This window comes from Polynucleobacter sphagniphilus, assembly GCF_001953355.1.
GTDB classification, from domain to species: Bacteria; Pseudomonadota; Gammaproteobacteria; order Burkholderiales; family Burkholderiaceae; genus Polynucleobacter; species Polynucleobacter sphagniphilus.
The window spans coordinates 1-23,421 of record NZ_MPIY01000002.1; the positions used below are offsets into that span (position 1 = coordinate 1).

22 protein-coding genes and 1 pseudogene are annotated in these 23,421 nt (G+C 44.7%); 15 read left to right on the top strand and 8 right to left on the bottom strand.

From position 1 onward, the window contains the following. From BOQ04_RS02385 to BOQ04_RS02395, 3 genes and pseudogenes are all read left to right on the top strand, one after another. Positions 1 to 206, top strand: a pseudogene (locus BOQ04_RS02385) (IS110 family transposase); the annotation flags it as partial. Positions 207 to 419: 213 nt separating this feature from the next. Continuing rightward, positions 420 to 1,013 carry a glutathione S-transferase gene (locus BOQ04_RS02390; protein WP_233126610.1) on the top strand — a complete coding sequence of 198 codons (594 nt, stop codon included), beginning with the start codon at positions 420 to 422 and terminating at the stop codon, positions 1,011 to 1,013. A gap of 19 nt (positions 1,014 to 1,032) precedes the next feature. Continuing rightward, entirely contained in the window at positions 1,033 to 1,791 is a 759-nt protein-coding gene (locus tag BOQ04_RS02395; protein WP_076023194.1) for an SDR family oxidoreductase, read from the top strand. Between the two features lie 55 nt (positions 1,792 to 1,846). Here BOQ04_RS02395 and yghU read toward each other — a convergent pair whose 3' ends face one another. Beyond that, positions 1,847 to 2,701 carry a glutathione-dependent disulfide-bond oxidoreductase gene (yghU, locus tag BOQ04_RS02400; RefSeq protein WP_076023195.1) on the bottom strand — a complete coding sequence of 285 codons (855 nt, stop codon included), beginning with the start codon at positions 2,699 to 2,701 and terminating at the stop codon, positions 1,847 to 1,849. A 171-nt stretch (positions 2,702 to 2,872) separates the two neighbouring features. On the opposite strand from yghU, the gene BOQ04_RS02405 reads away from it, so the two are divergent. From BOQ04_RS02405 to BOQ04_RS02415, 3 genes are all read left to right on the top strand, one after another. Beyond that, positions 2,873 to 3,244 (top strand): hypothetical protein, encoded by a 372-nt coding sequence (locus tag BOQ04_RS02405; RefSeq protein WP_076023196.1) that lies wholly within the window; start codon positions 2,873 to 2,875, stop codon positions 3,242 to 3,244. A gap of 18 nt (positions 3,245 to 3,262) precedes the next feature. Beyond that, entirely contained in the window at positions 3,263 to 3,409 is a 147-nt protein-coding gene (locus BOQ04_RS10695; RefSeq protein ID WP_158025472.1) for a hypothetical protein, read from the top strand. 191 nt (positions 3,410 to 3,600) lie between these two features. Then, entirely contained in the window at positions 3,601 to 5,214 is a 1,614-nt protein-coding gene (locus tag BOQ04_RS02415) for an FMN-binding glutamate synthase family protein (RefSeq protein WP_076023197.1), read from the top strand. 20 nt (positions 5,215 to 5,234) lie between these two features. On the opposite strand, the gene BOQ04_RS02420 is transcribed toward BOQ04_RS02415, so the two are convergent. The 3 genes from BOQ04_RS02420 to BOQ04_RS02430 are packed head-to-tail and all read right to left on the bottom strand — an operon-like array spanning position 5,235 to position 8,160. Then, positions 5,235 to 5,870, bottom strand: coding sequence for a 2-hydroxychromene-2-carboxylate isomerase (locus BOQ04_RS02420; RefSeq protein WP_076023198.1), 636 nt, complete (start codon positions 5,868 to 5,870; stop codon positions 5,235 to 5,237). A 13-nt stretch (positions 5,871 to 5,883) separates the two neighbouring features. Continuing rightward, a complete protein-coding gene (locus BOQ04_RS02425; RefSeq protein ID WP_083657490.1) occupies positions 5,884 to 6,732 on the bottom strand; it encodes a bestrophin-like domain in 849 nt (282 codons plus the stop codon). A gap of 24 nt (positions 6,733 to 6,756) precedes the next feature. Next, entirely contained in the window at positions 6,757 to 8,160 is a 1,404-nt protein-coding gene (locus tag BOQ04_RS02430) for a DUF2252 domain-containing protein (protein ID WP_076023200.1), read from the bottom strand. A 186-nt stretch (positions 8,161 to 8,346) separates the two neighbouring features. Here BOQ04_RS02430 and BOQ04_RS02435 point away from each other — a divergent pair, with 186 nt between their 5' ends. From BOQ04_RS02435 to BOQ04_RS02445, 3 genes are read left to right on the top strand one after another with little or no spacing between them, the layout of a single operon-like run. Beyond that, a complete protein-coding gene (locus tag BOQ04_RS02435) occupies positions 8,347 to 9,960 on the top strand; it encodes an efflux transporter outer membrane subunit (protein ID WP_158025473.1) in 1,614 nt (537 codons plus the stop codon). A gap of 1 nt (position 9,961) precedes the next feature. Then, entirely contained in the window at positions 9,962 to 11,080 is a 1,119-nt protein-coding gene (locus BOQ04_RS02440) for an efflux RND transporter periplasmic adaptor subunit (RefSeq protein WP_076023202.1), read from the top strand. Between the two features lie 3 nt (positions 11,081 to 11,083). Beyond that, the gene (locus BOQ04_RS02445) at positions 11,084 to 14,215 is read left to right on the top strand and encodes an efflux RND transporter permease subunit (protein WP_076023203.1); all 3,132 of its coding nucleotides are present in this window, start codon (positions 11,084 to 11,086) and stop codon (positions 14,213 to 14,215) included. A 15-nt stretch (positions 14,216 to 14,230) separates the two neighbouring features. Here BOQ04_RS02445 and BOQ04_RS02450 read toward each other — a convergent pair whose 3' ends face one another. Together BOQ04_RS02450 and BOQ04_RS02455 are read right to left on the bottom strand one after the other, a co-directional pair. Beyond that, positions 14,231 to 14,926, bottom strand: a complete 696-nt coding sequence (locus BOQ04_RS02450) for a YoaK family protein (RefSeq protein ID WP_076023204.1) — start codon at positions 14,924 to 14,926, stop codon at positions 14,231 to 14,233. A 26-nt stretch (positions 14,927 to 14,952) separates the two neighbouring features. Continuing rightward, positions 14,953 to 15,546, bottom strand: a complete 594-nt coding sequence (locus BOQ04_RS02455; protein WP_076023205.1) for a GNAT family N-acetyltransferase — start codon at positions 15,544 to 15,546, stop codon at positions 14,953 to 14,955. A 566-nt stretch (positions 15,547 to 16,112) separates the two neighbouring features. Here BOQ04_RS02455 and BOQ04_RS02460 point away from each other — a divergent pair. After that, the gene (locus BOQ04_RS02460) at positions 16,113 to 16,310 is read left to right on the top strand and encodes a DUF3311 domain-containing protein (protein WP_076023206.1); all 198 of its coding nucleotides are present in this window, start codon (positions 16,113 to 16,115) and stop codon (positions 16,308 to 16,310) included. Then, a complete protein-coding gene (gene mctP / locus BOQ04_RS02465) occupies positions 16,307 to 17,773 on the top strand; it encodes a monocarboxylate uptake permease MctP (RefSeq protein ID WP_076023207.1) in 1,467 nt (488 codons plus the stop codon). The genes BOQ04_RS02460 and mctP overlap by 4 nt, the downstream gene beginning before the upstream one ends. A 65-nt stretch (positions 17,774 to 17,838) precedes the next feature. Here mctP and BOQ04_RS02470 read toward each other — a convergent pair whose 3' ends face one another. Further along, a complete protein-coding gene (locus BOQ04_RS02470) occupies positions 17,839 to 19,695 on the bottom strand; it encodes an alkaline phosphatase family protein (protein WP_198929276.1) in 1,857 nt (618 codons plus the stop codon). 4 nt (positions 19,696 to 19,699) lie between these two features. On the opposite strand from BOQ04_RS02470, the gene BOQ04_RS02475 reads away from it, so the two are divergent. The 4 genes from BOQ04_RS02475 to BOQ04_RS02490 all read left to right on the top strand — a co-directional run bounded on the left by BOQ04_RS02475 (position 19,700) and on the right by BOQ04_RS02490 (position 22,630). After that, positions 19,700 to 20,635 (top strand): hypothetical protein, encoded by a 936-nt coding sequence (locus BOQ04_RS02475; RefSeq protein ID WP_143742145.1) that lies wholly within the window; start codon positions 19,700 to 19,702, stop codon positions 20,633 to 20,635. 108 nt (positions 20,636 to 20,743) lie between these two features. Next, positions 20,744 to 21,430, top strand: a complete 687-nt coding sequence (locus BOQ04_RS02480; protein WP_076023209.1) for a DUF3313 domain-containing protein — start codon at positions 20,744 to 20,746, stop codon at positions 21,428 to 21,430. A 16-nt stretch (positions 21,431 to 21,446) separates the two neighbouring features. Further along, positions 21,447 to 21,710, top strand: coding sequence for an EF-hand domain-containing protein (locus tag BOQ04_RS02485; RefSeq protein ID WP_076023210.1), 264 nt, complete (start codon positions 21,447 to 21,449; stop codon positions 21,708 to 21,710). Positions 21,711 to 21,721: 11 nt separating this feature from the next. Next, positions 21,722 to 22,630, top strand: a complete 909-nt coding sequence (locus tag BOQ04_RS02490; protein ID WP_076023211.1) for an alpha/beta fold hydrolase — start codon at positions 21,722 to 21,724, stop codon at positions 22,628 to 22,630. Here the strand turns inward: BOQ04_RS02490 and ppk2 are convergent. Continuing rightward, entirely contained in the window at positions 22,619 to 23,401 is a 783-nt protein-coding gene (gene ppk2 / locus BOQ04_RS02495; protein ID WP_076023212.1) for a polyphosphate kinase 2, read from the bottom strand. The two genes, BOQ04_RS02490 and ppk2, sit on opposite strands and share 12 nt — an antisense overlap. Positions 23,402 to 23,421 lie beyond the last annotated feature (20 nt).

Sequence of the window (23,421 nt, forward strand, 5' to 3'; positions counted from 1 at the left end):
AGCAAAAATATAGCCGCTATATTAAAGGCGCACCGCAGGATAAGGATTTACAACGTAAAGCAAGGACTGCGGTGGCAGCGAAGATGGCGCGTGTAGTGTATGGATTAGTGAAGTCAAAACAGATGTATCAAGGTTACTATGAAAAAGCTTTACCCAGTGGATCGATCCCTCTCTGTAGGGCCGTAGAGGCCGCAAGGACCTCGTAGATAATGTTTGGACCTTCCACTGGGACCTCAGATTGTTTTAAGTAGGGTAAAGACCAAAACGTGAAGTGGCGGATCTTGTGTTAATTATGGTTAATCGGGACCCCTGATTTATTTGTGGAAGTGACCGTTTGGGTATAGACAAGTAGTAAGTTTGATTTTTTTAACTGCAAATTGCAGTTACGGTATGGCTTTGCCTATCGCTGGAAAAAGTTCTTGCATTTAGTACGTTGTCCATATGCAATGCGTGCCCGTATGGCCCTGCACTACGCTGGCATTGAGGTGGAGCATCGTGAGATTACATTACGAAATAAACCCCGATCAATGTTGCTTGCGTCTCCCAAGGGCACGGTTCCAGTATTGTGTGTTGACGGGGCAGTGTTGGATCAAAGCATGGATATCATGCGATGGGCGTTGCAGCATTCAGATCGAGATGCTTGGGGCTTGGTTGATCCGAACAGCGCAAATGCCTGGATTGAGAAAAACGACGGACCATTTAAAAAGCTGTTAGACCAATATAAATATCCCAATAGATACCCCGAACTCAATCAAGCAGAAGTGTTGGGGGAGGCTATGGATTTGATGCTTCTACCCATGGAAATGGTGCTGCAATCTCATTCTTATTTAATGGGGGAAGGGCTTACTTATGTAGATGTAGCCATTTTTCCATTTATTAGACAGTTTTCCATGGTTAATCCACAGGAGTTTGAACGATTGCCAATTCCTTTTGTTAAGAGATGGTTAAATTCGTTGATTGAATCTGAGTTATTTAGAGCGGTGATGCAAAAACATCCAACCTACTTAGACTAATGCCATATGAGGAATGTATATGTCTCGGGAACGTAAACCAATATTGCTTGTAACAGGCGGTGCTAGAGGCATTGGTGCAGCCATTGTTCGGCTTGCAGCTAAAGCAGGCTATGCGGTTGCAATTAATTATCTGCATGCTGCAAATGAAGCTCATGCTCTGGCTCAATCCATTCAACAGCAAGGTGGTCTAGCATTCGCGATCCAAGCAGATGTGAGCAATGAGGAAGATGTAGTGAAGATGTTTAAGGAGGTAGATCAACATTTAGGCACTATTACAGCCCTTGTAAATAACGCTGGCATTGTGGATCAAAAAGCGCGCGTTTCAGAAATGCATTTAGATCGACTGCAAAAGATCTTTGCCACCAATGTATTTGGTAGCTTCTTGTGTTCACGTGAAGCCGTCTTGCGGATGTCAACTCAATCAGGTGGTCATGGCGGCGTTATTGTGAATATTTCTTCGATTGCATCTCGTTTGGGTTCTCCGGGGCAGTATGTTGACTATGCTGCATCTAAGGCAGCTATTGATACTTTGACAACAGGATTGGCAAAAGAAGTTGCCAGTGAGGGTATTCGAGTCAATGCAATATCACCTGGAATAATCGATACTGAGATTCATGCGAGTGGTGGCGAGCCAGATCGCGTTAAAGAAGCTGGCCCAATGATTCCGATTGGACGAGTTGGTACTGCAGAGGAAGTTGCAAATGCAGTACTCTGGGTTCTGTCTGATAAAGCTTCTTACGTTACGGGTGCCTGTATAGACGTTAGCGGCGGCAGATAGATCATTGAGTAATATCTGTAATTAAAAATGCCATCCCGGGGGTTGGCATTTTGCTTTAGAGGGACTTACCCTCAAAGTCGCTTGAATCATGTCGCTCAAGTAATTGCTCTGATGACTCACCCCAGGTTCGATTCACAATTCGACCGCGCTTGACAGCTGGGCGCTCAAGAATGGCATCAGCCCAACGTAAGACGTTTTTGTAATCATGTACGCTTAAAAATTCTGCGGCTCCATATAAGAAGCCCTTCACCAAGGCTCCATACCAGGGGAATACTGCAATATCAGCGATGGTGTAATCTGGGCCAGCAAGATAGGTGCTTTGTGCAAGGCGTTGGTCTAGTACATCCAGTTGTCGTTTGGCTTCCATTGCAAAACGATCGATGGGGTATTCCATTTTGTATGGCGCATACGCATAAAAATGACCAAAGCCTCCACCCAAATAAGGGGCACTTCCCATTTGCCAGAAAAGCCAATTCATGGTTTCGGTTCTTCCAGCAAGATCTTTGGGAAGAAAAGCATCAAATTTTTCGGCGAGATAAAGCAAGATAGAGCCAGATTCAAATACACGGAGTGGGGGAGAGACGCTGTGATCTAGTAGTGCAGGTATTTTTGAGTTTGGATTAATGTTCACAAAATCCGAACCAAATTGGTCGCCGTCACTAATCTTAATTAACCAGGCATCGTATTCTGCGCCAGTGTGACCTAGAGCAAGTAATTCTTCGAGCATGATGGTGACTTTGACGCCATTTGGTGTGCCCATAGAATAGAGTTGTAATGGGTGACGACCCACTGGCAGTAATTTTTGCTCCCGCGAGCCAGCAGTCGGGCGATTGATATTTGCAAACTTGCCGCCATTAGGCTGCTCCCAAGTCCAAACTTGAGGTGGTACGTATTCAGCTTGATTGGTCATGTTTTCACCTTATTAATGTATTAGTGATTTTAATCTAGCTAGCCTTCAATCCATTGATCAGAAGTGCTGCTGCATTGCCACATAAATGCCTTATTTAGGACTAAAGTCTATGCAATCACCCCTAGTAGGTGTAGATTGATATTAGGGTGAGATCTAGATAGGGTGACTTAAATGAAAACATATCCAATAGCGATAGAGCTGACTGCATGGGTTGAGTTGGGTCTTAATCAGTACGAGGTCACGATTGACGAAATTTCAAAAATCACTGTCAAGCGAACGGATGATGTATTGCACGCCAAAGAACTTACAGACGATCAGGCACAGCAGTTGATTGAGGCAATTGAGTTGATTGCGGCGCCAGTCATGTTAAATCCAGCCGATAAAACACTCAATAAAGCTGATTCTAGCTATGAATTAATTATTGAGTCAGCTCATTTTTCTATGGAGTTTAATTGGGAGGATGTGGAGGTGAATCATTCGCAAGCATTTCAAACACTAGTCAAACTCGCTGACTTGATTCAGAGTTTGGGTCAATTTCATTAATTTTTTGCATGGACAATGATGGAAGATAGTTCAAAACAGGATCAACCCCAATATTCAGGAAAAAATCTATCTGAGGAAGATTTGGCTGTGCTCGAGCGCGCACTAGAATTAGAGCAGTTAGAAGAGCGAGAATATCAAGGCACTTACCGCAATGACCAAGCATAACTAAGGCCAGTGAATTGGAGGCGGAAACCTAGAATCGAACCAGGGTATTAAGATTTGCAATCTTATGCATTGCCATTCCGCCATAGGCTATTTTAATGCTTACAAACGTCGTTATTCTGACAAAAGTATGCCTAAATGTGACTAACTGTCACATTCTTTTTGTAAGGTGACTGAATAATCACAGGAAAATTATGACTCGTTACTTTGTTTGGCAATTATCGATTGCCATGAGCCTCTATTTTGGAGTTCTCCTTGTTTTGGAGGGGGCTTCTAAAAATACTTTAATTCCTTTATGTATTTTCTTTGCCCTCAGTGTAGTGGGGGTAATAGATCAATTACAAAAAAAGCATGCAATTTTGCGAAACTATCCAATCATTGGGCACTTGCGTTTTTGGCTTGAGTTCATTCGTCCAGAAATACGCCAATATTTTCTCGAGTCGGATAGTGAAAAATTACCTTTTTCTCGAAACCAGCGCGCCTTGGTTTATCAACGCTCCAAAAATTTATCCGATCAAAGACCATTCGGAACCATTGAAAATGTGTATTGCAATGGTTATGAATGGTTGAGTTATTCGAATTCCCCATCACAGGTGGTGATTAAGCCGAATGACTTGCGTGTCAGCATCGGTAGCGAGACCTGTTCTCAACCTTATTCAATTTCGGTATTTAATATCTCAGCCATGAGCTTTGGTTCTTTGTCGGCCAATGCCATTCTGGCATTAAATAAAGGTGCAAAGTTGGGTGGGTTTGCTCAGGATACTGGTGAGGGATCAGTATCCGAATATCACAAAGTGCATGATGGTGATCTCATTTGGGAGATTGGTTCTGGCTATTTTGGCTGTAGAACCGAAGACGGGCACTTTGATATGAATAAGTTTATCCACGTGGCTTCTGATCCGCAAATCAAAATGATCGAGATTAAGTTATCTCAAGGTGCAAAACCTGGGCATGGTGGTATTTTACCGGCCGCTAAGATTACTCCAGAAATTGCGCAAACACGCGGAGTGCCAATGGGGGTCGATTGCATTTCTCCCAGTCGCCATACAGCATTCAATAGCCCAGTCGAAATGCTTCAATTCATAGCTACATTAAGAGAGAAGTCTAATGGTAAGCCAGTGGGCTTCAAGATGTGCGTGGGAAAACCAGAGGATTGGTTCGCCATATTAAAGGCGATGATCGAAACCAAATTGACTCCAGATTTTATTGTGGTGGATGGTAGTGAGGGGGGTACTGGAGCAGCTCCAGTGGAGTTCATAGATCATATTGGTATGCCCATGCGGGATAGCTTAAGATTAATCCACGCCACTTTACTTGGCGCCAACCTGCGGGACATTATTCGAATTGGCGCTGCTGGAAAAATTATTTCCGCGTTTGATATTGTGAGGGTGTGTTCGATCGGCGCCGATTGGTGTAACTCAGCACGTGGCTTCATGTTTGCGATTGGCTGCATTCAATCGCGTACCTGCAATACAGACATGTGCCCTACTGGGGTAGCAACACAAAACCAGTTAAGGCAAAAAGCCCTTGATCCAATTGATAAGGGTCAGCGTGTTTATCACTACCATCAAAATACACTCCATGCCCTTTCTGAAATTCTGATGGCTGCGGGCTTGAGTCACACTTCTGAATTAAACCCAGATTACATCATGAAGCGCGATGAAAATAGCGTTGCTCAACCATTTTCCAAAAATCTGATGCATATGGAAGCTGGGGCTCTAATTGATCAATCTCCAGAGTTGGCATTTAAAGCGGATTATCAATATCTGGCGCGCGCTTGGAGGCGCGCCAATCCAAGTCAATGGTAGTTGAGTCTGTTGGCCAGTGACTAGGTAATGATGGGGCTGGGTATTGGCTGTCGTCCAGAGGCAATTAAGTCCTCAAGCATTTCAAGACGATCCTGCCCCCAAAAAGGCTCGCCTTCATAAATGAAGAAGGGTGTGCCGAAGACCTGTTTTTCAAGACCCTCTTGCGTAAGGGCATTCAGCTTTTCTGTAATGGACTCTGCCTTATTTTGCTCATATAGTGCTGGCCCATCCAATCCGGAGCGATTTGCTACTGCAATCATGACATCGGGATCTGCGAGATTGAGATCATCAACCCAGAGTACTTTTAATGCATTACCAACAAAATCTTTGATATCTTGTTGATTGGCTATTGCAGCCAATAGCATGCGATGTCCAATCTCAGCGCTACAAGGATGATATTTTGGTTTTAATACCAGGGGAATATTTCTGATCAATGCCCAGCGCTGCATTTCAACCAAGCGATAGGATTGTCTTTGCGGCGGTCTTTTGCTAACGGGCAGTCCCCCGCTGGCTGTAAAGATCGCATGCAGATCAATCGGTTTGTAATTTACCTCTAAATCTAGGCGTTGTGCTAGATCTTGAAATGCTTCATAACCAATATAGGTATAGAGGGATACAAAGCTGAAATAGAAATCCACAACCTTTTTCTTACTCATCGTTACCTTTTCACTATTTATTCGGTTTGTTGGTGACGCCTTGGGTCGTAAAATCGATTGCATGTGGAAGATTTTGACTTGCAAAATTAATCATTTCAGTAGGCTCAATTCTTAATCTTCCCTGGAAGGGGTGTCCAAAGATCACAATAAGAAATAGAGTTGCTGCCAGGGATGCAGAGATGAATCCAGTTGATACCAGATGCATTGCAAAACTCTCTGCAGTGTAAAGGTAGCTTACAGCAATCGTTAAAAATCCAGACAGGAACATGACTGCCCAAATAACAGGTGGTACGTGATTTTTAGTTGCGAGGGTGCGATCACGCCGAGCATCAAAGAGCTCACTAATTCTGTCTAGTAGCTTTGATTCTGTGTTGGCTATTACAAGATCATTCGTTTTATAGTGGAGCAAACGCTCTCTACTGCGGATAATAATCAATCTAGCTTTATCTGGAATGGCTTCATTTGCAACCATTGCCGGCCATTCCTCTTTAGTAACAACCTCGATATACTCACTAATATCACTAGCTAATTGAGATTTAATCGGCTCGGGCATGCCTTGTGATAGGTGATAAAAATCCTCTACCTTGCGCGCCTCGGCATTGACGATCGTGTCGGTGTCATTATAAGAGTTCCACGTGTTAATAACGATTAAGGAAATTAACACCGAACTAAATAATCCTACCGTTCCTAAAGAAAGACTGATGCAATCATTATTTGCTTTATTAAATGAATGTGTCAGCAATTTTTTAAAGACAAATAATCCTATGAGGCAAAACGATACTGATATGCATACTGCGATGAGGCACATGACCCATGCGGGGATATTCGTATTGTTGACGTAGAGCAGATTAATCAAGTACATGTGCTGACACCTTTTTATTTGATCTTAGTTATTGTCTTTGGCGCAGGTAATTTTGCCCGTCTTGATTGCATGCAAAAAGGTGTCGTAATCGGCAGCATTTTGTTTGCTATATGCAATTGAAAAAGCAACAAGCGCATCATCTAAGGCTTCACCTCGGCCACAATATCCAGCTAGCACGGCAGGATCTCCTGAACGAGCATGTGCATTGGCTAAAGCCCAGCCGAATAGTTTCGCAAAGGGGGGGAATTCATCGACACCAATATCATCTGCGCTAATGGAAATACCACCCTTCATATCCCGTAACTGTCGAATGTAAAAATCCATTTCCCTTGTTTGGCCAAACCCCAAGAAAGCATCAGGCGCACCCTGGATTAGTCGTTGACCGAGTACCACTCTTTCACCTTGAGAGGAGTAGGTGTGCTCTGGAAAAAAGGGCGCAAGAACCGATGGTTGCGCTTGCTTGCTTTGCAGAAAAAGAGGGTCATTTTCAGAAGTCCCCTCCATATATAAAACCCAGCAGGCTGTGCCAACGCTGCCAACCCCAACAACCTTGCGAGCCCAATCAACTAATTTGTAGCGCATCAAAAGCTGTTTGCGGTCTGCTGAGAGAGACTGCGCATAGGAATTAAACCCCGCATCATTTAGCTCTGTGATCTTATGGCCATGGATGGAAATTTTAGGATGCTCAATTAACGGCGGCTGATTAATTAAGCGAACACCCAAGGGTGTTTTTTCGGTTAATTTGCCAACGACCCCCCAATTAGTATTACTTTTTGCCTTGTTGACTAATTTGGAGAGCATCTTTTGAACGGCAGGTATGGTGTAAGCAGCATGCTTTGATAGCCTGCCTTCATCAAGATAGGCGCGCGCCAAATCGATGAAAGGGGTATGGGCATACTCATTCATATAGCGTCGGTAAGTGCTGGAGATATTGCGAACAATCATTTCTCCGTATGCCTGGTCTTGGCCAAGCATTTGTGATGCAATCATTGCACTGGCTATCAGACGTTTTAAATCCCAATCAAAGTGACCGGGTAGGGTTTCATCAAAGTCGTTAATGCCAAATACCAGTTGGCGCTCTGTTGTGGAAAAGAATCCAAAATTACTAACATGCATATCGCCACACAGTTGCACGGTAATAGGGGGGCTTGGAGTCGTTGCCAAATCCGTAGCCATAATGCCGGCACCTCCACGAAAAAACGCAAATGGATTTGCCGCCATCCGAGCATGGCGTATTGGGACATATTCAGGAATGCGGGTTTTTGCCTGTTCAAGCAGAATATCTATGGGAGTTTGGCGCTTGGCTTTGATGGTAAATTCGGCCAGCGAAGATCGATTTGCTAGCTTACGTATCGATTTTCCGTGATCGAGCCTTTCTCGAATGCTAGGGCGCTTGCTAGTGAGGGACTTGTAGAGCTCGCTGGTCATACGCTTATGATGCCACAGGGGCTTGGCTCATAGGGCTCAATAGGAGCACCCCAGAAAGGATGCGGGATGGATTCGCCTGTTTATCCATTCATGGTATCGTGAATGTAAGTACTGAAAAAAGCCGTTCATAGCCCAAAAGTAATGCAGAATGTGTCATATCAATCATCGGAAAACTGTCGTCTATTTATGAAGCAATTGTTTCAGCCTTTAAAGCTCATATTGGTTGGAATGGGCTCCACTTTGTTTGCGACATCATGCATGATGGTTGGCCCCGATTTTGCTCGTCCTGCAAGTAAGGTTGAAACTACTTATAACAAGCCTACCAGTTCTGAATTTACAGCGGCTATCCCTGAATCACAGAATGCCTATTTAAATCCCGCACAATGGTGGGCTAGTTTTGATGACCCCACTTTGACCAAATTGCTTGAAAAGGCATCCGGTCAAAATTTGACCCTGCAACAAGCTGCATTGCGTGTTTTCCAAATGCAAGCGCAGTTAGGCGTGAGTGATGCATCGGTCTTGCCAACAGTGGAACTCAGCGCTTCATCTGCTCAATACCGAAATAGTGTTTTTCAAGAGATCACCAATAACTCTAACAACCTAATTACCAAAAACGTAGTAGTACAGGCTAATTGGGAAATTGATTTCTGGGGTAAATTGCGTCGTGGTGTAGAGAGTAATCTGTCGAGCTATTTATCGGCTGTGGCTGCTTACTATGCCTCTGATGTATCCATCAGCGCAGATGTTGCAAATGCCTATATCAACGTGCGTAATAACGAGGCACTCATTGAGGTAGCCAAGACCAATCTGGCGCTCCAGGCTGAGAGCTTGCGGATTGCCAATGCGCGTTTTAATTATGGCGCCACCTCCATGCTGGACTTGAGTCAGGCCACCTCTCAATATGAACAGACTAAGTCTGAGATTCCACCCCTGATTGCTTCCCTTAGAAAGTCGGAATATGCATTAAGTGTTTTATTGGGTGAGCCGCCTGATTACTATGCCAAACACTTTGGCGCCACCAAGGGCGCTTTAAAACCGCCCCCTGAGCTTGGCGTGGGCATCCCGAGAGACCTTTTGCGCCGCCGTCCAGACGTCTTGCAGGCAGAATATGCTGCTGCTGCCCAGTCTGCTCTCATTGGTGTCAATAAGGCGGCACTCTTTCCTAGTTTTACTTTGGGCGGCATATTTGGTTTTGCAACTTCAAACTACGGCAGTGTTAATCAGGGTCCGATGTTTTCTTGGGGCAACACCTCTTCTGGGCTAACTGGAGGCTTAGTCTTTCCACTCTTTTATCGTGGCGCGATCATTGATCAAATAAGAGTGCAGGATGCCGTTTTCCAGCAAAGCGTATTGGCATATCAAAATCAAGTATTGATGGCGCAAAAAGAGGTTGAAGAATCGCTCATTACGATTTCAACTTCAAAGAGTTCCGTTGAGGATTTGAAAAAATCAGTGGTAGCGGCCAAAAGTGCTGCTGAGTTAGCGCTCGAGCGCTACAAAGCAGGTCAAAATGACTACAGCACTGTCATTAGTGCACAGCAATCTCTATTGCGCGTCCAAAACTCCAGCGTTCAGATGCAAACCAACCAGCTGTTGGGCTATGTAGGTGCCTTTAAATCCCTGGGCGGTGGATGGGCTGCCGATATGAAGGTGCCGCAATTGCCCAAACAAATGGTCAGCGAGATGGAGGAGAGGACGGATTGGGGAAGCGTGCTCACTCAAACCGGCGATCCTACGAATGTGAGGATTGGAAAAGTGCTTACTGGCACCCCAGATTCATCGGCAACATCAGGTAAATGAAATGACTAATCTCAATTTAAAAAATACGCAACACACTCTTCAAGTTCTCTTAGTCTGCACTGCGCTAATGCTGATGACTGCGTGCGGGAAAAAGACCGTGGAGACAGGTGTTGCGGTGACGGTAGCCAAGCCCTTAAGCCAAGCCGTGTATGCCTATCAGCTATTTGATGGCACGGTTTCTCCTTTGCTGACCGTGAATTTAGATGCGCGCGTCCCAGGCTACCTCACTAAGATCTTGTTCCAAGATGGGGGTATGGTTAAAAAAGATGATTTGCTTTTTGTCATCGAACAGGACCAATACCAGCAGCAAGTCAAGTTGAATCAAGCGGTTTATGAGGAGGCCAAGATTGAGCATGCCCGTCAAAAGCATTTGCTAAAAGAAAATGCTACCTCTCAAGCTTCAGTTGATAAGGCTCTATCTTCTCTGCTGCAGGCTGAGGCCAACTTAAAGCTCGCGAAGATTAATTTAGGTTATACGGAGGTGAGGGCGCCGTTTGACGGCTTGATGGGGCGTCATTTAATTGATGTGGGTAGTTATCTTGGTAGTGACCCACAGGGCGTGAAGTTAGCCACCATTCAAAAAATTAGACCTATTTATGTTTACTTCTCAATAAACGAGCGTGATTTATTAACATTTAAATCAACCCATCCCGTTGATCTTGAGCATAAAACTTTGGTGAATACATTGCCAGTCTATGCTCAGTTACAGGGCGAAAAGGGCTATCCCCATAAAGGTATTTTGGACTACAGCGCCAATTTAGTCTCGACAGATACAGGCTCCCTACAATTGCGAGCTGAAATGCCAAATGAGGATTTGAGTTTGATTCCTGGCTTGTATGCGCGGGTTCTAGTGCAGTCCGGTGATTCACATCCAGCCATTCTGATTCCTTATTTGGCGGTGTTGTCCGATCAGCAGGGCAATTATGTGTATGTTTTGGATGCTCAGAAAAAAGCTACTCGCCAAAATATCACTTTGGGTCAAAAATTTAATCAATTGGTCGAAGTCACTAAGGGGTTGGATCCCAATCAAGTTATAGTCATCAATGGGTTTATTAACTTAAGTGAAGGCCAAGTAGCCGATCCAAAAGAAATTACCCTAGAACCATTGGCCGGTCAGTAAGTCATGCTATCTAAGTTTTTTATCGAAAGACCTGTATTGGCGAATGTGATCGCTTTGATCACCATGCTCATCGGCGCAGTATCTATTCTGGGCTTGCCGATTTCTCAATACCCAGCCATGACGCCGCCCACCATTCAGGTAACTACTTCTTATCCAGGTGCCAGTGCAGCACTGGTGCAGCAGTTGGTAGCTAGCAATATTGAAAATCAAGTCAATGGTGTACCCGGCATGCTGTATATGCAGTCCGACTCGACCAATGACGGTCGCTACACTTTGACGGTGACATTTGAGGTGGGTACTGACCCTGACCTCGCTCAGGTAAACGTGCAAAACCGAGTCGCCATTGCGGTGCCTTCACTCCCTTCAGCCGTGCAAAAGCAGGGGGTCACTACTAAAACTCAATCGACTGCCATTTTGCAGTTTGTGACATTAACCTCAAGCAATCCCGAACATGATGCATTGTTCTTAAGTAACTTTGCTAATTTGCAAATGCAAAATCGTTTAGCACGCCTTCCCGGTGTTGCTGCTGCAAATGTCTTTGGAGTTGGTAATTACAGCATGCGTATCTGGTTAGATCCAGCGCAAATGCAAATGCGCGGTCTTACCCCTAGTGATGTCATGACTGCCATCAATCGCCAGAACGTTTTACTATCTGCCGGTCAGGTTGGCGCTCCCCCGGTTCCAAAAGGTCAGGACTTTCAGCTCACTCTGAATGTCACCAGCGCATTAGATAACCCAGAAGAATTTGGCCGCATTATTTTGAAGGCAAATTCTCAGGGAGAAATTACGCGTCTAAGTGATGTTGCGCGCATTGAAATGGGTAGTCAAAATTACAGCCAGTTCTTTAAGATTGATGATAAGCCTGCTGGTGGTATAGCGATATACCAAACACCTGGTGCTAATGCGATTCAAACTGCGAATGCTGTTCGTGCCGAGATGGAGAAGATCTCCAAAACTTTCCCTAAAGAGCTTCATTGGGATATTCCATTTGACACCACTTTATTTGTCAGTGCCTCTATCCATGAGGTCTATCGCACTCTGTTTGAAGCTGGCATTTTAGTTTTGCTTGTCATCATGGTTTTCCTGCAAAATTGGCGCGCTACTCTGGTTCCCGCAACTACCGTACCAGTCACTATTATTGGCGCTTTTGCTGCTATGGCTGCAATGGGTTTCTCGATTAATTTATTAACCCTGTTTGCGATTGTGCTGTGTATTGGTATTGTGGTGGACGATGCAATTGTGGTTGTTGAAGCGGTCTCGAAGAAGGTTGAGCATGGCGAGGACCCAAGGGAGGGTGCTATCGATGCCATGACTGAATTGATGGGCCCAATCATTGGTATCACTCTGGTCTTAATGGCGGTGTTTTTGCCTGCATCGTTTATTGCAGGTATTACCGGTCAAATGTATCGTCAATTTGCTTTGGTCATAGCAGCTACAGCTCTGATTAGTGGTATTAATGCGATCACACTAAAGCCAACGCAGGCCGCATCGTATCTAAAGCCGCTTGATCCTCATGCCAAGAAAAATGCCCTGTATCTCAAGTTTGATTTTTATTTTGAGAAGTTGTCATCCTGGTACGGTCACATGATGGAGTACTTAATGGCGCATCGTTTTATTGCGGCCAGTTGTGGTGCGGTATTGATTTTGGTATCGATCATCGGTTTAGCTTTGGTGCCAACCGGCTTTATTCCCAACGAAGATCAAGGGTATTTAGTCGTAGCCACCCAATTGCCTGATGCCTCCTCTTTAGAGCGCACTGAGGTCGGCATGAAAAAAGTGGTGGATGTGATCAAGGCTGTGCCTGGTGTCGATCAAGTGGTCTCAATTGGCGGGGTAAATGCCTTAAATAACAATAGCTCACAGTCGAACTCTGGAACGCTTTACGTCATTATGAAAAGTTGGGATAAGCGTGGCAAGGGTGAGGACTTGAAGAATATTTATCTGAATATGAATCAAGCCCTGAAGCAGGTTCAAGAGGTTAAATCACTCGTTATTTTGCCACCAGCCATTCCGGGTCTTGGCTTGTCGGGCGGCTTTCAGATGCAATTGATTTTGACTGATGGTAGCAATGACTTCAAAAAACTTAGCGCTGCCACCCAAAATTTCTTAAAGAAAGCCCGAGAACTGCCTGAGATTGAACAAATCTTTACTCCGTTTCGGGATGACGTTCCGCAACTGCAGTTGACTTTTAATACTGCACGCGCAGAAACACTTGGAGTGGCTATTGGGGATGCATATGATGTGCTTCAATCCTACTTGGGATCTTCATATGTAAATCAATTCTTTAAATATGGTCAGACCTATCAAGTCTATGTCCAGGCAGATGGTCAGTTCCGCAATAGTGCTGACAAGATTGCGCGCCTCTATGTAAAAAATAAAGTGGGGGATATGGTTCCACTAGGATCATTCATTGATATTGAGGAAACTACTGGACCTCAAATTGCCTCTCAGTATCAGCTTTATCCTACTGCAGCAATTTTAGGTGGATCGAAAAGTGGCTATAGCTCCGGTCAAGTTATTGCCGCCTTGGAGGGTTTAGTAAAGACTGCATTACCAGCGGGCATGAGCTATCAGTGGACAGCAATGTCTTATCAAGAGAAGTTAGTTGGTAATACAGTGGTTTTGGTATTCGCTTTATCTATCTTGCTGGTGTACTTGGTGCTGGCTGCACAGTACGAATCATGGGTCTCGCCCCTTGCTGTCATTACTGCAGTACCACTCTCTTTATCAGGGATTGTGATTGCCTTATTTTTGACTGGAATGGCCAATAATATTTACGTTCAAATTGGTTTGGTCTTAATGATTGCGCTGTCATCCAAGAATGCCATTCTGATTGTGGAGGTTGCACTTGAGTCTAAGAGGGCTGGCATGAGTCTGGTTGACTCTGCTCTGAAAGCTTCACATGAGCGGTTCAGGCCGATTGTGATGACCTCTATTGCCTTCATCCTGGGGGTAGTTCCACTATTGACCTCTACTGGTGCAGGCGCTGCAGCTCGTGTATCGATCGGTATTACGGTTTTTAGTGGAATGATTGCATCTACTTGCTTAGCAGTTGCTTTGGTGCCGGTATTCTTTGTGCAGATTGAAGGTTGGTTTGAGAAAATGGCTCAGAAAAAAACACTGCCCAAAAAGTGAGTGAGTCCGATGGGCCTAAATCGCTTGCTTTGATTGAGTGTCGCTTGAGTTGTACATCATCAAAAGCAATATCACCACCATTGGAGGTAGCACAAAGCACCACATTTGTAGGAAGTTAAAAATGGCTGCTCCGCTGGCGCATCCAATTGCAAAGGTGATGATGACTGGAATCATATTTTTCAGCCGGCCATAAATCAAGGTTTTTTGCTCCCCATCAACCCCATGCAGAAGATCGGTAATGTCGAGCATGACTTGGGTAACCGTCATGGTCATTACTGTGGAGGGTGGCGCAGTAGATAGATGGACTCTATGCACAGCGTTTTGCAATGCCATGGCAGCTACAAAAATCAAGCCAGTAAATACCGCAATGAGTGCATTGCCATCTACAAATGGACCATAATGAATTGCTAGTGTCGCGCCAAGCGATAAGAGCATGAATTTGACTAAAAGCATCCTGCTAAATACGTCGATATTGTTGCGTACGAGTAGGTGGCGAAAAAGCCGACAGAGCACGATGGCTAAGCAAAAGACAGGTAGGGCCAGGGCTTTATCGATTGTGCCAGTTGACCCGCTTACCAGAGCGGCCCCCAGGGTGGCAAAGTTGCCTGTCACATGGCCGGTAAAGAGGCCATTTAAAGCCAAAAAACCGGCAGTATCAACATAGCCGCCATTAAAGCCCAGAACCGCTGGAATCCATTTTTTATTCCACATGGCCTATTTCCTAATGAAAAATTATATTAGGGGGTGAGGCGAAAGTTTAATGCTCCGCTAGGAGAGGCTAGAGCGGGATCAAGCGGCGTGATGAATCTAGGTGGTTGAATTATTTTGAGTAAATTGCGCTGAACATTGATCTGCTCTTTCAAGTAGGTTCCAACGTTCGGTGGTCGTAAACGCAAGTTTGCTTCAGAATCGCCCATCATATTGCGAGGCTTTAATCCATGTTTTTCACATAGGATCTTGATGGGACGGTTCCAACTGATGCAATGCATGTATAAATCTGTATAAAAGCGATTGCGAGACCAGGTGATTGCCTGATCCATCATGGCGCTTGCAATGCCTTTTTGGCGATATTGCTGCCCAACGATCACGCCAAATTCAACTTCTTGGTCATGCGTGGCGATATGAATAGTGCCGGCCCAGTTGCCATCAATCTTGGCAACCAGAATCCGGTTATTTTTTGGATCTGCTGAGAATTTCTCCACCAGAGTGTCGATTGCCTGAGTTCCAATGGCACATCCAAAGTAAAGGTGAATGGTTTCAGGGTCTTGGCTATTAAGCCAAGCCCCGTATTCAGGGAATTGATTCCGCGAGAGAAACTCAGTAGTTAGCACGTCTTAATCCCAATGCAGACCAAAGTCAGCATGCTTTTCTTGCCAAGCTTTTGCTTCGATCCAAGCATCTTTTAAGTCGCGGATGACGGTAATGATTGTTTTCATGCTTATAGACCCCTATAAGCTAGATAGTGCGCGAGGTAGTCGCTTGAATCAACTTCTTTATTAGTAGAAGCTTGATTGGTATTGATGAATTGCTGAAAACCATTGTTTTTGCTCTGGTTAGCAAACACTTGGCTGAAAAGGTTCAATAATTGTGTCATTTGAAGACTCCTTAATAATTACTAGGGTTAGTACCTAGGTATTATCACTTAATTTTGAAAATGTTGCAAGGCACCATTTAAGTTACCTATTGAGTAAAACCACCTTTAACGATTGAAAAATCAGGTTTTTGACCTCTATAGGTCTTTTCAAACAAATTGCTTAGATATTTTTTATAAATCATGGCTAATAGTCCTCATTTTTGGGAAAAATGACCTATGCGCTTTCCTTGAGGGTGTTTTCTAGTGTATTTTCGCTACCTGCAACTACAATCCAAACTCATTTTTAACTGAGGTAATTTATTTATGACGACTCCAAAGAGTGGTGGCTGGCATCCAATCTGGCTAATCCTTTTGCTTCCTTATATAGCCTTGTTATGGCTGCCTTTCTACAACCAAGCAATGCCAAATGTTTTGGGATTCCCTTTCTTCTATTGGTATCAATTTATTTGGGTTCCGCTGACATCTCTCTTAATCTACGTTGTTTATAAGGTTGCCAAATGAATATTGACGCTATTAATCCAATTGCAATGGCGGTATTTCTGGCCTTTTTTGCATTCGTAACCATTCTTGGTTTTGTGGCATCTCGCTGGAAGCGGGGCGATTTGACCCAGCTACATGAGTGGGGTTTGGGTGGCCGCCAGTTTGGCGGTGTGATCACTTGGTTCTTGGTAGGCGGCGATTTTTATACCGCCTACACTGTAATTGCTGTGCCCGCTTTGGTTTATTCGGTAGGCGCTTACGGTTTCTTCGCCTTGCCTTACACAATCATTGTGTATCCCGTGGTCTTTGCGATCATGCCAAAGCTCTGGGAAGTCTGCCATCGCAAAAATCATATTACTGCTGCCGACTTTGTGCAGGGTGAGCATGGTGGAAAGTGGTTCCCAGCTGCGATTGCTATTACCGGCATTATTGCAACTATGCCTTATATTGCCTTGCAATTAATCGGTATGCAGGTAGTGATCAAAGGGCTGGGTGTTTCTGGTGAACTTCCTTTGATTATTGCTTTCTTGGTGTTGGCTTTCTATACATACTCAAGTGGCTTGCGCGCACCTGCCATGATTGCCTTTGTAAAAGACATCATGATTTATATCGTAGTGATCGCGGCGGTTTGGATTATTCCTGAGAAGTTGGGTGGATACGGTTCTGTATTTGATGCGGCTGATAGCTATTTCACAGCTAAAGGCGGTGTTACTGGTATCTTGTTAAAGCCAACGCAATTTACCGCTTTTGCTTCTTTAGCACTGGGCTCTGCTTTGGCTGCCTTTATGTATCCGCATACATTAACTGGCATCCTCTCATCTAAATCTGCTAAGACAATAAAGATGAATGCCGTTTTCTTGCCAGCTTATACAGTTTTGCTTGGTTTGATTGCGTTGTTGGGTTATATGGCAATTGCAGCAGGAGTGCAAGCTAGTCCTGCTTCAGATGTGGTGCCAACCTTATTCAATAAGATTTTCCCGGCCTGGTTTGTTGGATTTGCTGCCGCTGCGATTGCTATTAGTGCATTAGTTCCTGCAGCGATTATGTCGATCGGTGCAGCAAACTTATTTACTCGCAATTTATGGCGTCCTCTAGTTAATCCAAATATTACTGATGAGCAAGAGTCCAAGAATGCTAAGGTCGTTTCCTTGTTTGTAAAGTTGGGCGCATTAAGTTTCATCATCTTCTTGCCAACCCAATTTGCAATTGATCTCCAGCTTCTTGGCGGCGTATGGATTTTGCAGATTTTCCCTGCTGTAGTGTTCTCGCTGTATACAAAGAGACTGTCCACCGTGCCACTGTTCTTCGGCTGGGTGACAGGTATTGTTTTGGGTACTACATTAGCCTTTATGCAGAATCTAAAGCCGGTTTATACATTGCACTTTGGCGATTTTGCTTTGCCTTTGTACATTGGTTTAATCGCATTTGCTGCCAACATTGTTGTAACAGCGATCTTTACTGTGATTCTGCCTAAGAAGAAATAAGCTGCTTAGTAGTGAGCAATGTAAAACCCCACCCAATCAGGTGGGGTTTTTGTTTTGGGGTCAGCCTACTTGGCACTTAATCCCACCGTTCTTCCTGGATACCCCGCAACATCAAAGTACATTTGCTCGCCCATTCGTTGGCGAATCAAAATGGTGGCGTGACCCTCTTGATCAGTTGTCGAGCGAACTTCTTCTTTAATAGCCTTGCCGATGAATCCGCCGGGTAGGGCTTCTGATAAAAAACGTCCTTTTAAATTACCCTTGGAGGCAATGGGAAGTTTTAAGAGCTCTGCGATCGTAATGCCAAGATCTGCATTGCTAGCAGGGAGTGGATCAATGTAATGTTTTTTGAAGCTTGGGCCAATGGCGCCCATCGTGTTCCGAGTGTCAGCTCGAGAAAAGCTACCATGCATTCCCTGACCTTGTTGCAGCAGGGTATCGGAAACCGTCACAGCGCATGTTGTTGGATCGAGACAGGTTTGCTCAAAGCTAGCAAAGTTCACAACAATATCTGGGGTCGGGGTAACCGCGCTGCCGAGCATGCCAATACTCGACATTGGTAATGTGCCAGCAAATCTACCAAGACGATCATTCACGAATATGCCGCTCACATAATCTTGTGAGGAGAGTGTATGGATGATTTTTTCAGCAACAGCTTTGTTGACTGTGGGTAAGTAAATTAAATCTGAGCCACCATTGGCTGCAACAATCGCCAGGGGGTTTGCGGGGTCTGCTCCAATCAGTCCATTGCCCTTTGACAGGCTAGCTCCTGGGCCTACTAAACCATTTTGATTATCAGGATCAAACAAAGGCATACCCAAGCTATGAGCAATATCCATTGCAAGAAAGCCGGGGGGTAGTTGGCCTGTGATCACATTTTTATATTGGCCCTTTGCTGATGGGCTAGTTTTGCTCTGCTTGGAGATAGTAGAAAAACCATGATCAGATACCAAAATAATATCGGTAGTGCTGTCCAGCTCAAGGTCTTGAACCGTTTTTTGAATCGCTGCTAAATCAGTATCTGCATTTTTAATCGCAGCCATACTGGTAGGGCCATTAATGCCTGGCATCAATTGGTTGAGACTATCGCCTTGATTGTGTTGTGAGCCATCTGGATCGCGTGACCAAAATACCAAAACGAAAGACTTCCCTTTTTCTTTGAAGGAGGGCAGGATTGCTCTGGTAGTGACATTGACAAAATAGTTTTGTTGTTCAGTATTGGCAACAGTAGTTCCGGGAGTGCTGCTGTTACCAGAATTTCCATTGAGACCTCGAGTCGGAGCAGTGTCCGGGAGGCCAAGAGCCTGTAATTGAGATTTCAATTCCGTTGACAGAGGAATGCCTGCACGACCAGTTGAATCATCAATGATGATGGACTCATCCCCACTGCGCGCCAAATGATCAAACATCAAAGTGGGCCCAAGCTTGCCAATAGCCGCCGTCATTAAACCTTTTTTACGTGCTGCCGCCAGAATTGTCTCTTCATTCAGATAATCCCCGGCAAAATGAGAGTCTAGTTCTCCTAGCACCGAGTCATTTTCAATAAATGGCGTCACAGAATTAGCAGCACTCTTGGTTGGGAAGTTTACAAAAATAGTATTGCTAAAAATGCCGTTGTCACCCAACAGGTGGCCTGAACTCATGCTGGCCGCATTGGCCATCGTAAAAGTTGGGAAGATGGAGTGGGAGTTTTCAAAGCGAACCCCATTTTTAAGTAGTGTCGCCATTGCAGGGGCATTTTTCTCATTAATGAGTCCTGGGCGCAGACCATCTGCAACAAATAGGATGACGTTGTGTGGTTTTTCATCTGCAATGGCCCAATTACAACTAAAAATGCACATTCCAAGGGTAAAGTAGATGTATGTTGCTAGCTTCATATCAGCCTCAATGTAATGAATAATCTCTAAGATAATGTATTGCATATCTGTGACATATTCATTGCATTTTCTAGGAAGTTTGGTTGGTAGCCTGAACATCTTCAAATCCAATCAGTTAACGCACTATGATGAGCTTTCATTCTGCAAATGGAGTATTTTGAAATTGAAGTCTAGATTCTGTGCTTTGCTCGTGCTTTCAACCTGCGCTATGGTGAGTCAGGCGCAATCTATTAATCCGCTGCCGATTGTCGATGACGAGGTGCGTTACTCTGTTGGCGTATCTGCTTGGTCACCTGCCTCAAAAACCAGTTCCTTTTTGGCAAATAATGTATACGCTGGATCCACTCAAGCAAGCGTTCCAGACAACATACAGAGGACTGGTGGTTTTGCAATGATCAATGCAGAGGCCCATCAAGATAACTGGGGTGTGATGGCTGATTTGGTTTATTGGCAAGTCAATAACGGCAGCACCAATACAACATCGTATATCAATAAGAAAACATCGGTATATGAGTCTCAAGGTGCAAATACCGATCAAACTATCTTAAGCGGAGCATTGACCTATACCGTTTTTAATGACGATGCTCTGTATGCCGACGCCTTGTTCGGAGTGCGCTATATCTCCTCTACGACTTCAGCAAACGTTAATTCAGTTATCACTACTACCCAAGGCAAGCGGGTAATAAAACAAGCAGCCACAGGCTATTATTCAGCTACACAGTCGGAGGCGAGCCCAATTATTGGATTGAAGGGGCGCTATCGTATAAATGAATCAGAGTGGTTTTTACCTTTCTATGTGGATGTGGGACAAGGATTTGATGCTGACAACCTAACTTGGCAAGCATTAGGTGGAGTAGGTTATGCATTTTCATGGGGCGATGTAGCCTTAACATACCGCGCTATGTATTTTGAATTAGGCGGCTCTCAAGGGTTAACAAAATATTCAAATTACGGTCCTCAGCTTGGCATCACCATCAACTTCTAATTTCGCTACAAATAATTCTGACTGATCCGCTGAACTGACTTAGAATGAATCGGCAAATAATCGCGCCGCAATGTTTTGCATTTAAGTAGCGCTTAATCAGGATTTCAAATGAAAAAACTCAGTACGTATTTATTCCTTATCTCGTTTCTTGGAGTTTTAGGGGCATGCAGTAATACGCCAAAATTGGCTAGTGAGCCAATGCCAAAATCAGGTTTCTTGCCGAACTACTCGGTTCTCCAGTCAATGTCGGTAAGCGAGTCTGATGCCAGAGTATGGCGCTACCGTAAGGCAAGCGTGAACCCTGGGTCTTACACAGCAGTGATTTTGGATCCGATTTACTTAAATCAGAATGCCACTCAAAATATTGGCGCAGATGTGATTGGCCAAACTAAGCTCGCTTTGCAGCAATCGATGATCGAGGCAATTAATAATAGAGGCAATGTGCGCATTGTGTCTCAGCCTGGCCCTGGCGTTGTGCGACTTTCTGTAGGTATTACGGGTGGTGAATTATCAAACGATAGCCTACAACCTTGGAATTTCACACCGGTTGGCTTGGCATTAAAAGCTGCGGCTTATGCAGGTGGTGTAAATTCTAAAACCCCAGCGTTGTTGGTCGAAAGCAAAATTACTGATAGCCAATCAAACGACCTGCTAGGGGAGGGCTTGGTTACCTTGCAGGGCGAGTCATTCAGAACGGGTTCTGGCTCAGTCGAATCTTTTGTAGCTATGGCAAAAAAAGTCGTTCGCCTTGCTATGGAGACATCAGCTAATCCAACACCAACATCGAGCAAATAAGAGGATGGGGCTTTCAATGCAACTCAACTTAAAACGGATTGTTTTTATAGGTGCTTGCACTATCCTTTGCATGCCATCTTTTTCTTATGCTGATAATGCTTCACGCAATCGCGAGATCGAAGAACGTTTTGCGGCAGCTGATAAAAACCATGATGGCAAATTAACGCTTGCAGAGGCTCAGGTAGGGATGCCTCGGGTGGCAGCCCATTTCAATGAAATTGATGTTGACCATAAAGGCTATGTGACCGTTGCTGAAATCGAGGCAATGGCCGATCGCTAAAATAGCGCGCTATGACTTTTCTGATTCCGGGATTTGAAAATAAATCGGTTTGTATCGAAACTAATGATGGGCCGATCGACATCGCCTATCAAATTGGCGGTTCTGGGCCGCCGATGCTTTTGCTGCATGGTTTTCCACAAACCAAGGCAATTTGGCATCGCACAGCACCAGAGCTTGCAAAGCACTATACGGTAATAGCTTCGGATTTAAGAGGGTACGGCCAATCTTCGCGGCCGCACGGCAAACCGGATCATTCTACTTATTCAAAGCGGGCAATGGCAGCCGATCAACATGCTTTGATGAGTGCACTAGGTTACTCACAATTTTTTCTAGTTGGTCATGACCGTGGTGGAAGGGTATCTCACCGTCTAGCAATGGATTTTCCTGAAAGCGTCCTGCGATTAATGGTCTTGGATATTTCTCCTACCTTGAACATGTATGAAAGCACCACGCAGCAGTTTGCAACTGGGTACTGGCATTGGTTCTTTTTGATTCAACCAGAGCCCATTCCTGAGGCAATGATTGGGAGTAATCCGGAATTTTGGATTCAGAACCATATGGGTCGTTATGCTGGTACTGGCGTATTTGAAAAGGCCTGTTGGTCTGAATATGTAGATCAAATCAGCGACCCAAAGAGCGTGCATGCGATGTGTGAAGATTACCGCGCAGCTGCGTCTATCGATCTAGAACATGATCGCGCTGATCGACAGATGGAAAAGATGCTGCAAATGCCTGTGCACGTATTGTGGGGTGAGCATGGCTTGGTGAATGCATGCTTTTCGCCAATCCATGATTGGCAGGCTGTTGCCAAGGAGGTGAGTGGTAAATCTTTGCCGTGTGGGCACTACATACCCGAAGAGCTTCCCAATGACTTGCTGAGTGAAATAAAAGCTTTCTTCCCTCTGGGCCTAGGGGAATAACTTAGGCAATTTTTTCGATTGTGGGATTACTGTCTGCAAGATCTTAGGATCGACTTTGAATATTTTTTTCGCCTTAAGAGGGTAGTTCACCCGAGATAATAGGTTGGCAATTAGGTTGAGGTGGGTAAGCTTTTTATCATTGGCGTCAATCACAGTCCAAGGCGCATCCAGAGTGCTGGTATTTAATAGCATTTGATCGCGCGCAATGCTATAGGCTTTCCACTTTCGTTGCGCCTGCTCATCAATTGGACTAATTTTCCACTGCTTCAGTGGATCAGTAGCGCGACTCTTGAGGCGAAGTGCTTGCTCTTGTTTGCTGATATCGAGGTAATACTTAATAATTTGTATGCCAGAGCCCACCAGTAAAGATTCGAATTCATTGACCGTAGCCATAAATTGCTGGTATTGAAGAGGGGTGCAAAATCCCATGACTTTTTCAACGCCTGCTCTGTTGTACCAACTGCGGTTAAAGATGGTGAACTCGCCAGCGGCTGGCAGCTCAGCGACATAACGTTGGAAATACCATTCACCTTCTTCACGCTCGGATGGTTTTCCCAAGGCAACTATGCGTGTATCTCTTGGACTTAAATGTTCGGTAATGCGTTTGATGGTGCCATCTTTGCCGGCAGTATCGCGACCTTCAAGAATGACCAGTAAACGGGTGCCTTTTGCAATGATTTGACGTTGTAGCTTGACTAGCTCAATTTGCAAAAGTCTTAACTCTGCATCGTAAGAAGTGTCATGCTTGGATGACTTTGCAGCTTTGCTCACGAGGCAGAGTTAATAGCGAC

Coding starts and splice junctions, on each gene's coding strand:
- BOQ04_RS02395 (WP_076023194.1), top strand. CDS start 1,033: ATGTCTCGGGAACGTAAACCAATATTGCTTGTAACAGGCGGTGCTAGA.
- yghU (WP_076023195.1), bottom strand. CDS start 2,701: ATGACCAATCAAGCTGAATACGTACCACCTCAAGTTTGGACTTGGGAG.
- BOQ04_RS02405 (WP_076023196.1), top strand. CDS start 2,873: ATGAAAACATATCCAATAGCGATAGAGCTGACTGCATGGGTTGAGTTG.
- BOQ04_RS10695 (WP_158025472.1), top strand. CDS start 3,263: ATGGAAGATAGTTCAAAACAGGATCAACCCCAATATTCAGGAAAAAAT.
- BOQ04_RS02415 (WP_076023197.1), top strand. CDS start 3,601: ATGACTCGTTACTTTGTTTGGCAATTATCGATTGCCATGAGCCTCTAT.
- BOQ04_RS02420 (WP_076023198.1), bottom strand. CDS start 5,870: ATGAGTAAGAAAAAGGTTGTGGATTTCTATTTCAGCTTTGTATCCCTC.
- BOQ04_RS02425 (WP_083657490.1), bottom strand. CDS start 6,732: ATGTACTTGATTAATCTGCTCTACGTCAACAATACGAATATCCCCGCA.
- BOQ04_RS02430 (WP_076023200.1), bottom strand. CDS start 8,160: ATGACCAGCGAGCTCTACAAGTCCCTCACTAGCAAGCGCCCTAGCATT.
- BOQ04_RS02435 (WP_158025473.1), top strand. CDS start 8,347: ATGAAGCAATTGTTTCAGCCTTTAAAGCTCATATTGGTTGGAATGGGC.
- BOQ04_RS02440 (WP_076023202.1), top strand. CDS start 9,962: ATGACTAATCTCAATTTAAAAAATACGCAACACACTCTTCAAGTTCTC.
- BOQ04_RS02445 (WP_076023203.1), top strand. CDS start 11,084: ATGCTATCTAAGTTTTTTATCGAAAGACCTGTATTGGCGAATGTGATC.
- BOQ04_RS02450 (WP_076023204.1), bottom strand. CDS start 14,926: ATGTGGAATAAAAAATGGATTCCAGCGGTTCTGGGCTTTAATGGCGGC.
- BOQ04_RS02460 (WP_076023206.1), top strand. CDS start 16,113: ATGACGACTCCAAAGAGTGGTGGCTGGCATCCAATCTGGCTAATCCTT.
- mctP (WP_076023207.1), top strand. CDS start 16,307: ATGAATATTGACGCTATTAATCCAATTGCAATGGCGGTATTTCTGGCC.
- BOQ04_RS02470 (WP_198929276.1), bottom strand. CDS start 19,695: ATGCAATACATTATCTTAGAGATTATTCATTACATTGAGGCTGATATG.
- BOQ04_RS02480 (WP_076023209.1), top strand. CDS start 20,744: ATGAAAAAACTCAGTACGTATTTATTCCTTATCTCGTTTCTTGGAGTT.
- BOQ04_RS02485 (WP_076023210.1), top strand. CDS start 21,447: ATGCAACTCAACTTAAAACGGATTGTTTTTATAGGTGCTTGCACTATC.
- BOQ04_RS02490 (WP_076023211.1), top strand. CDS start 21,722: ATGACTTTTCTGATTCCGGGATTTGAAAATAAATCGGTTTGTATCGAA.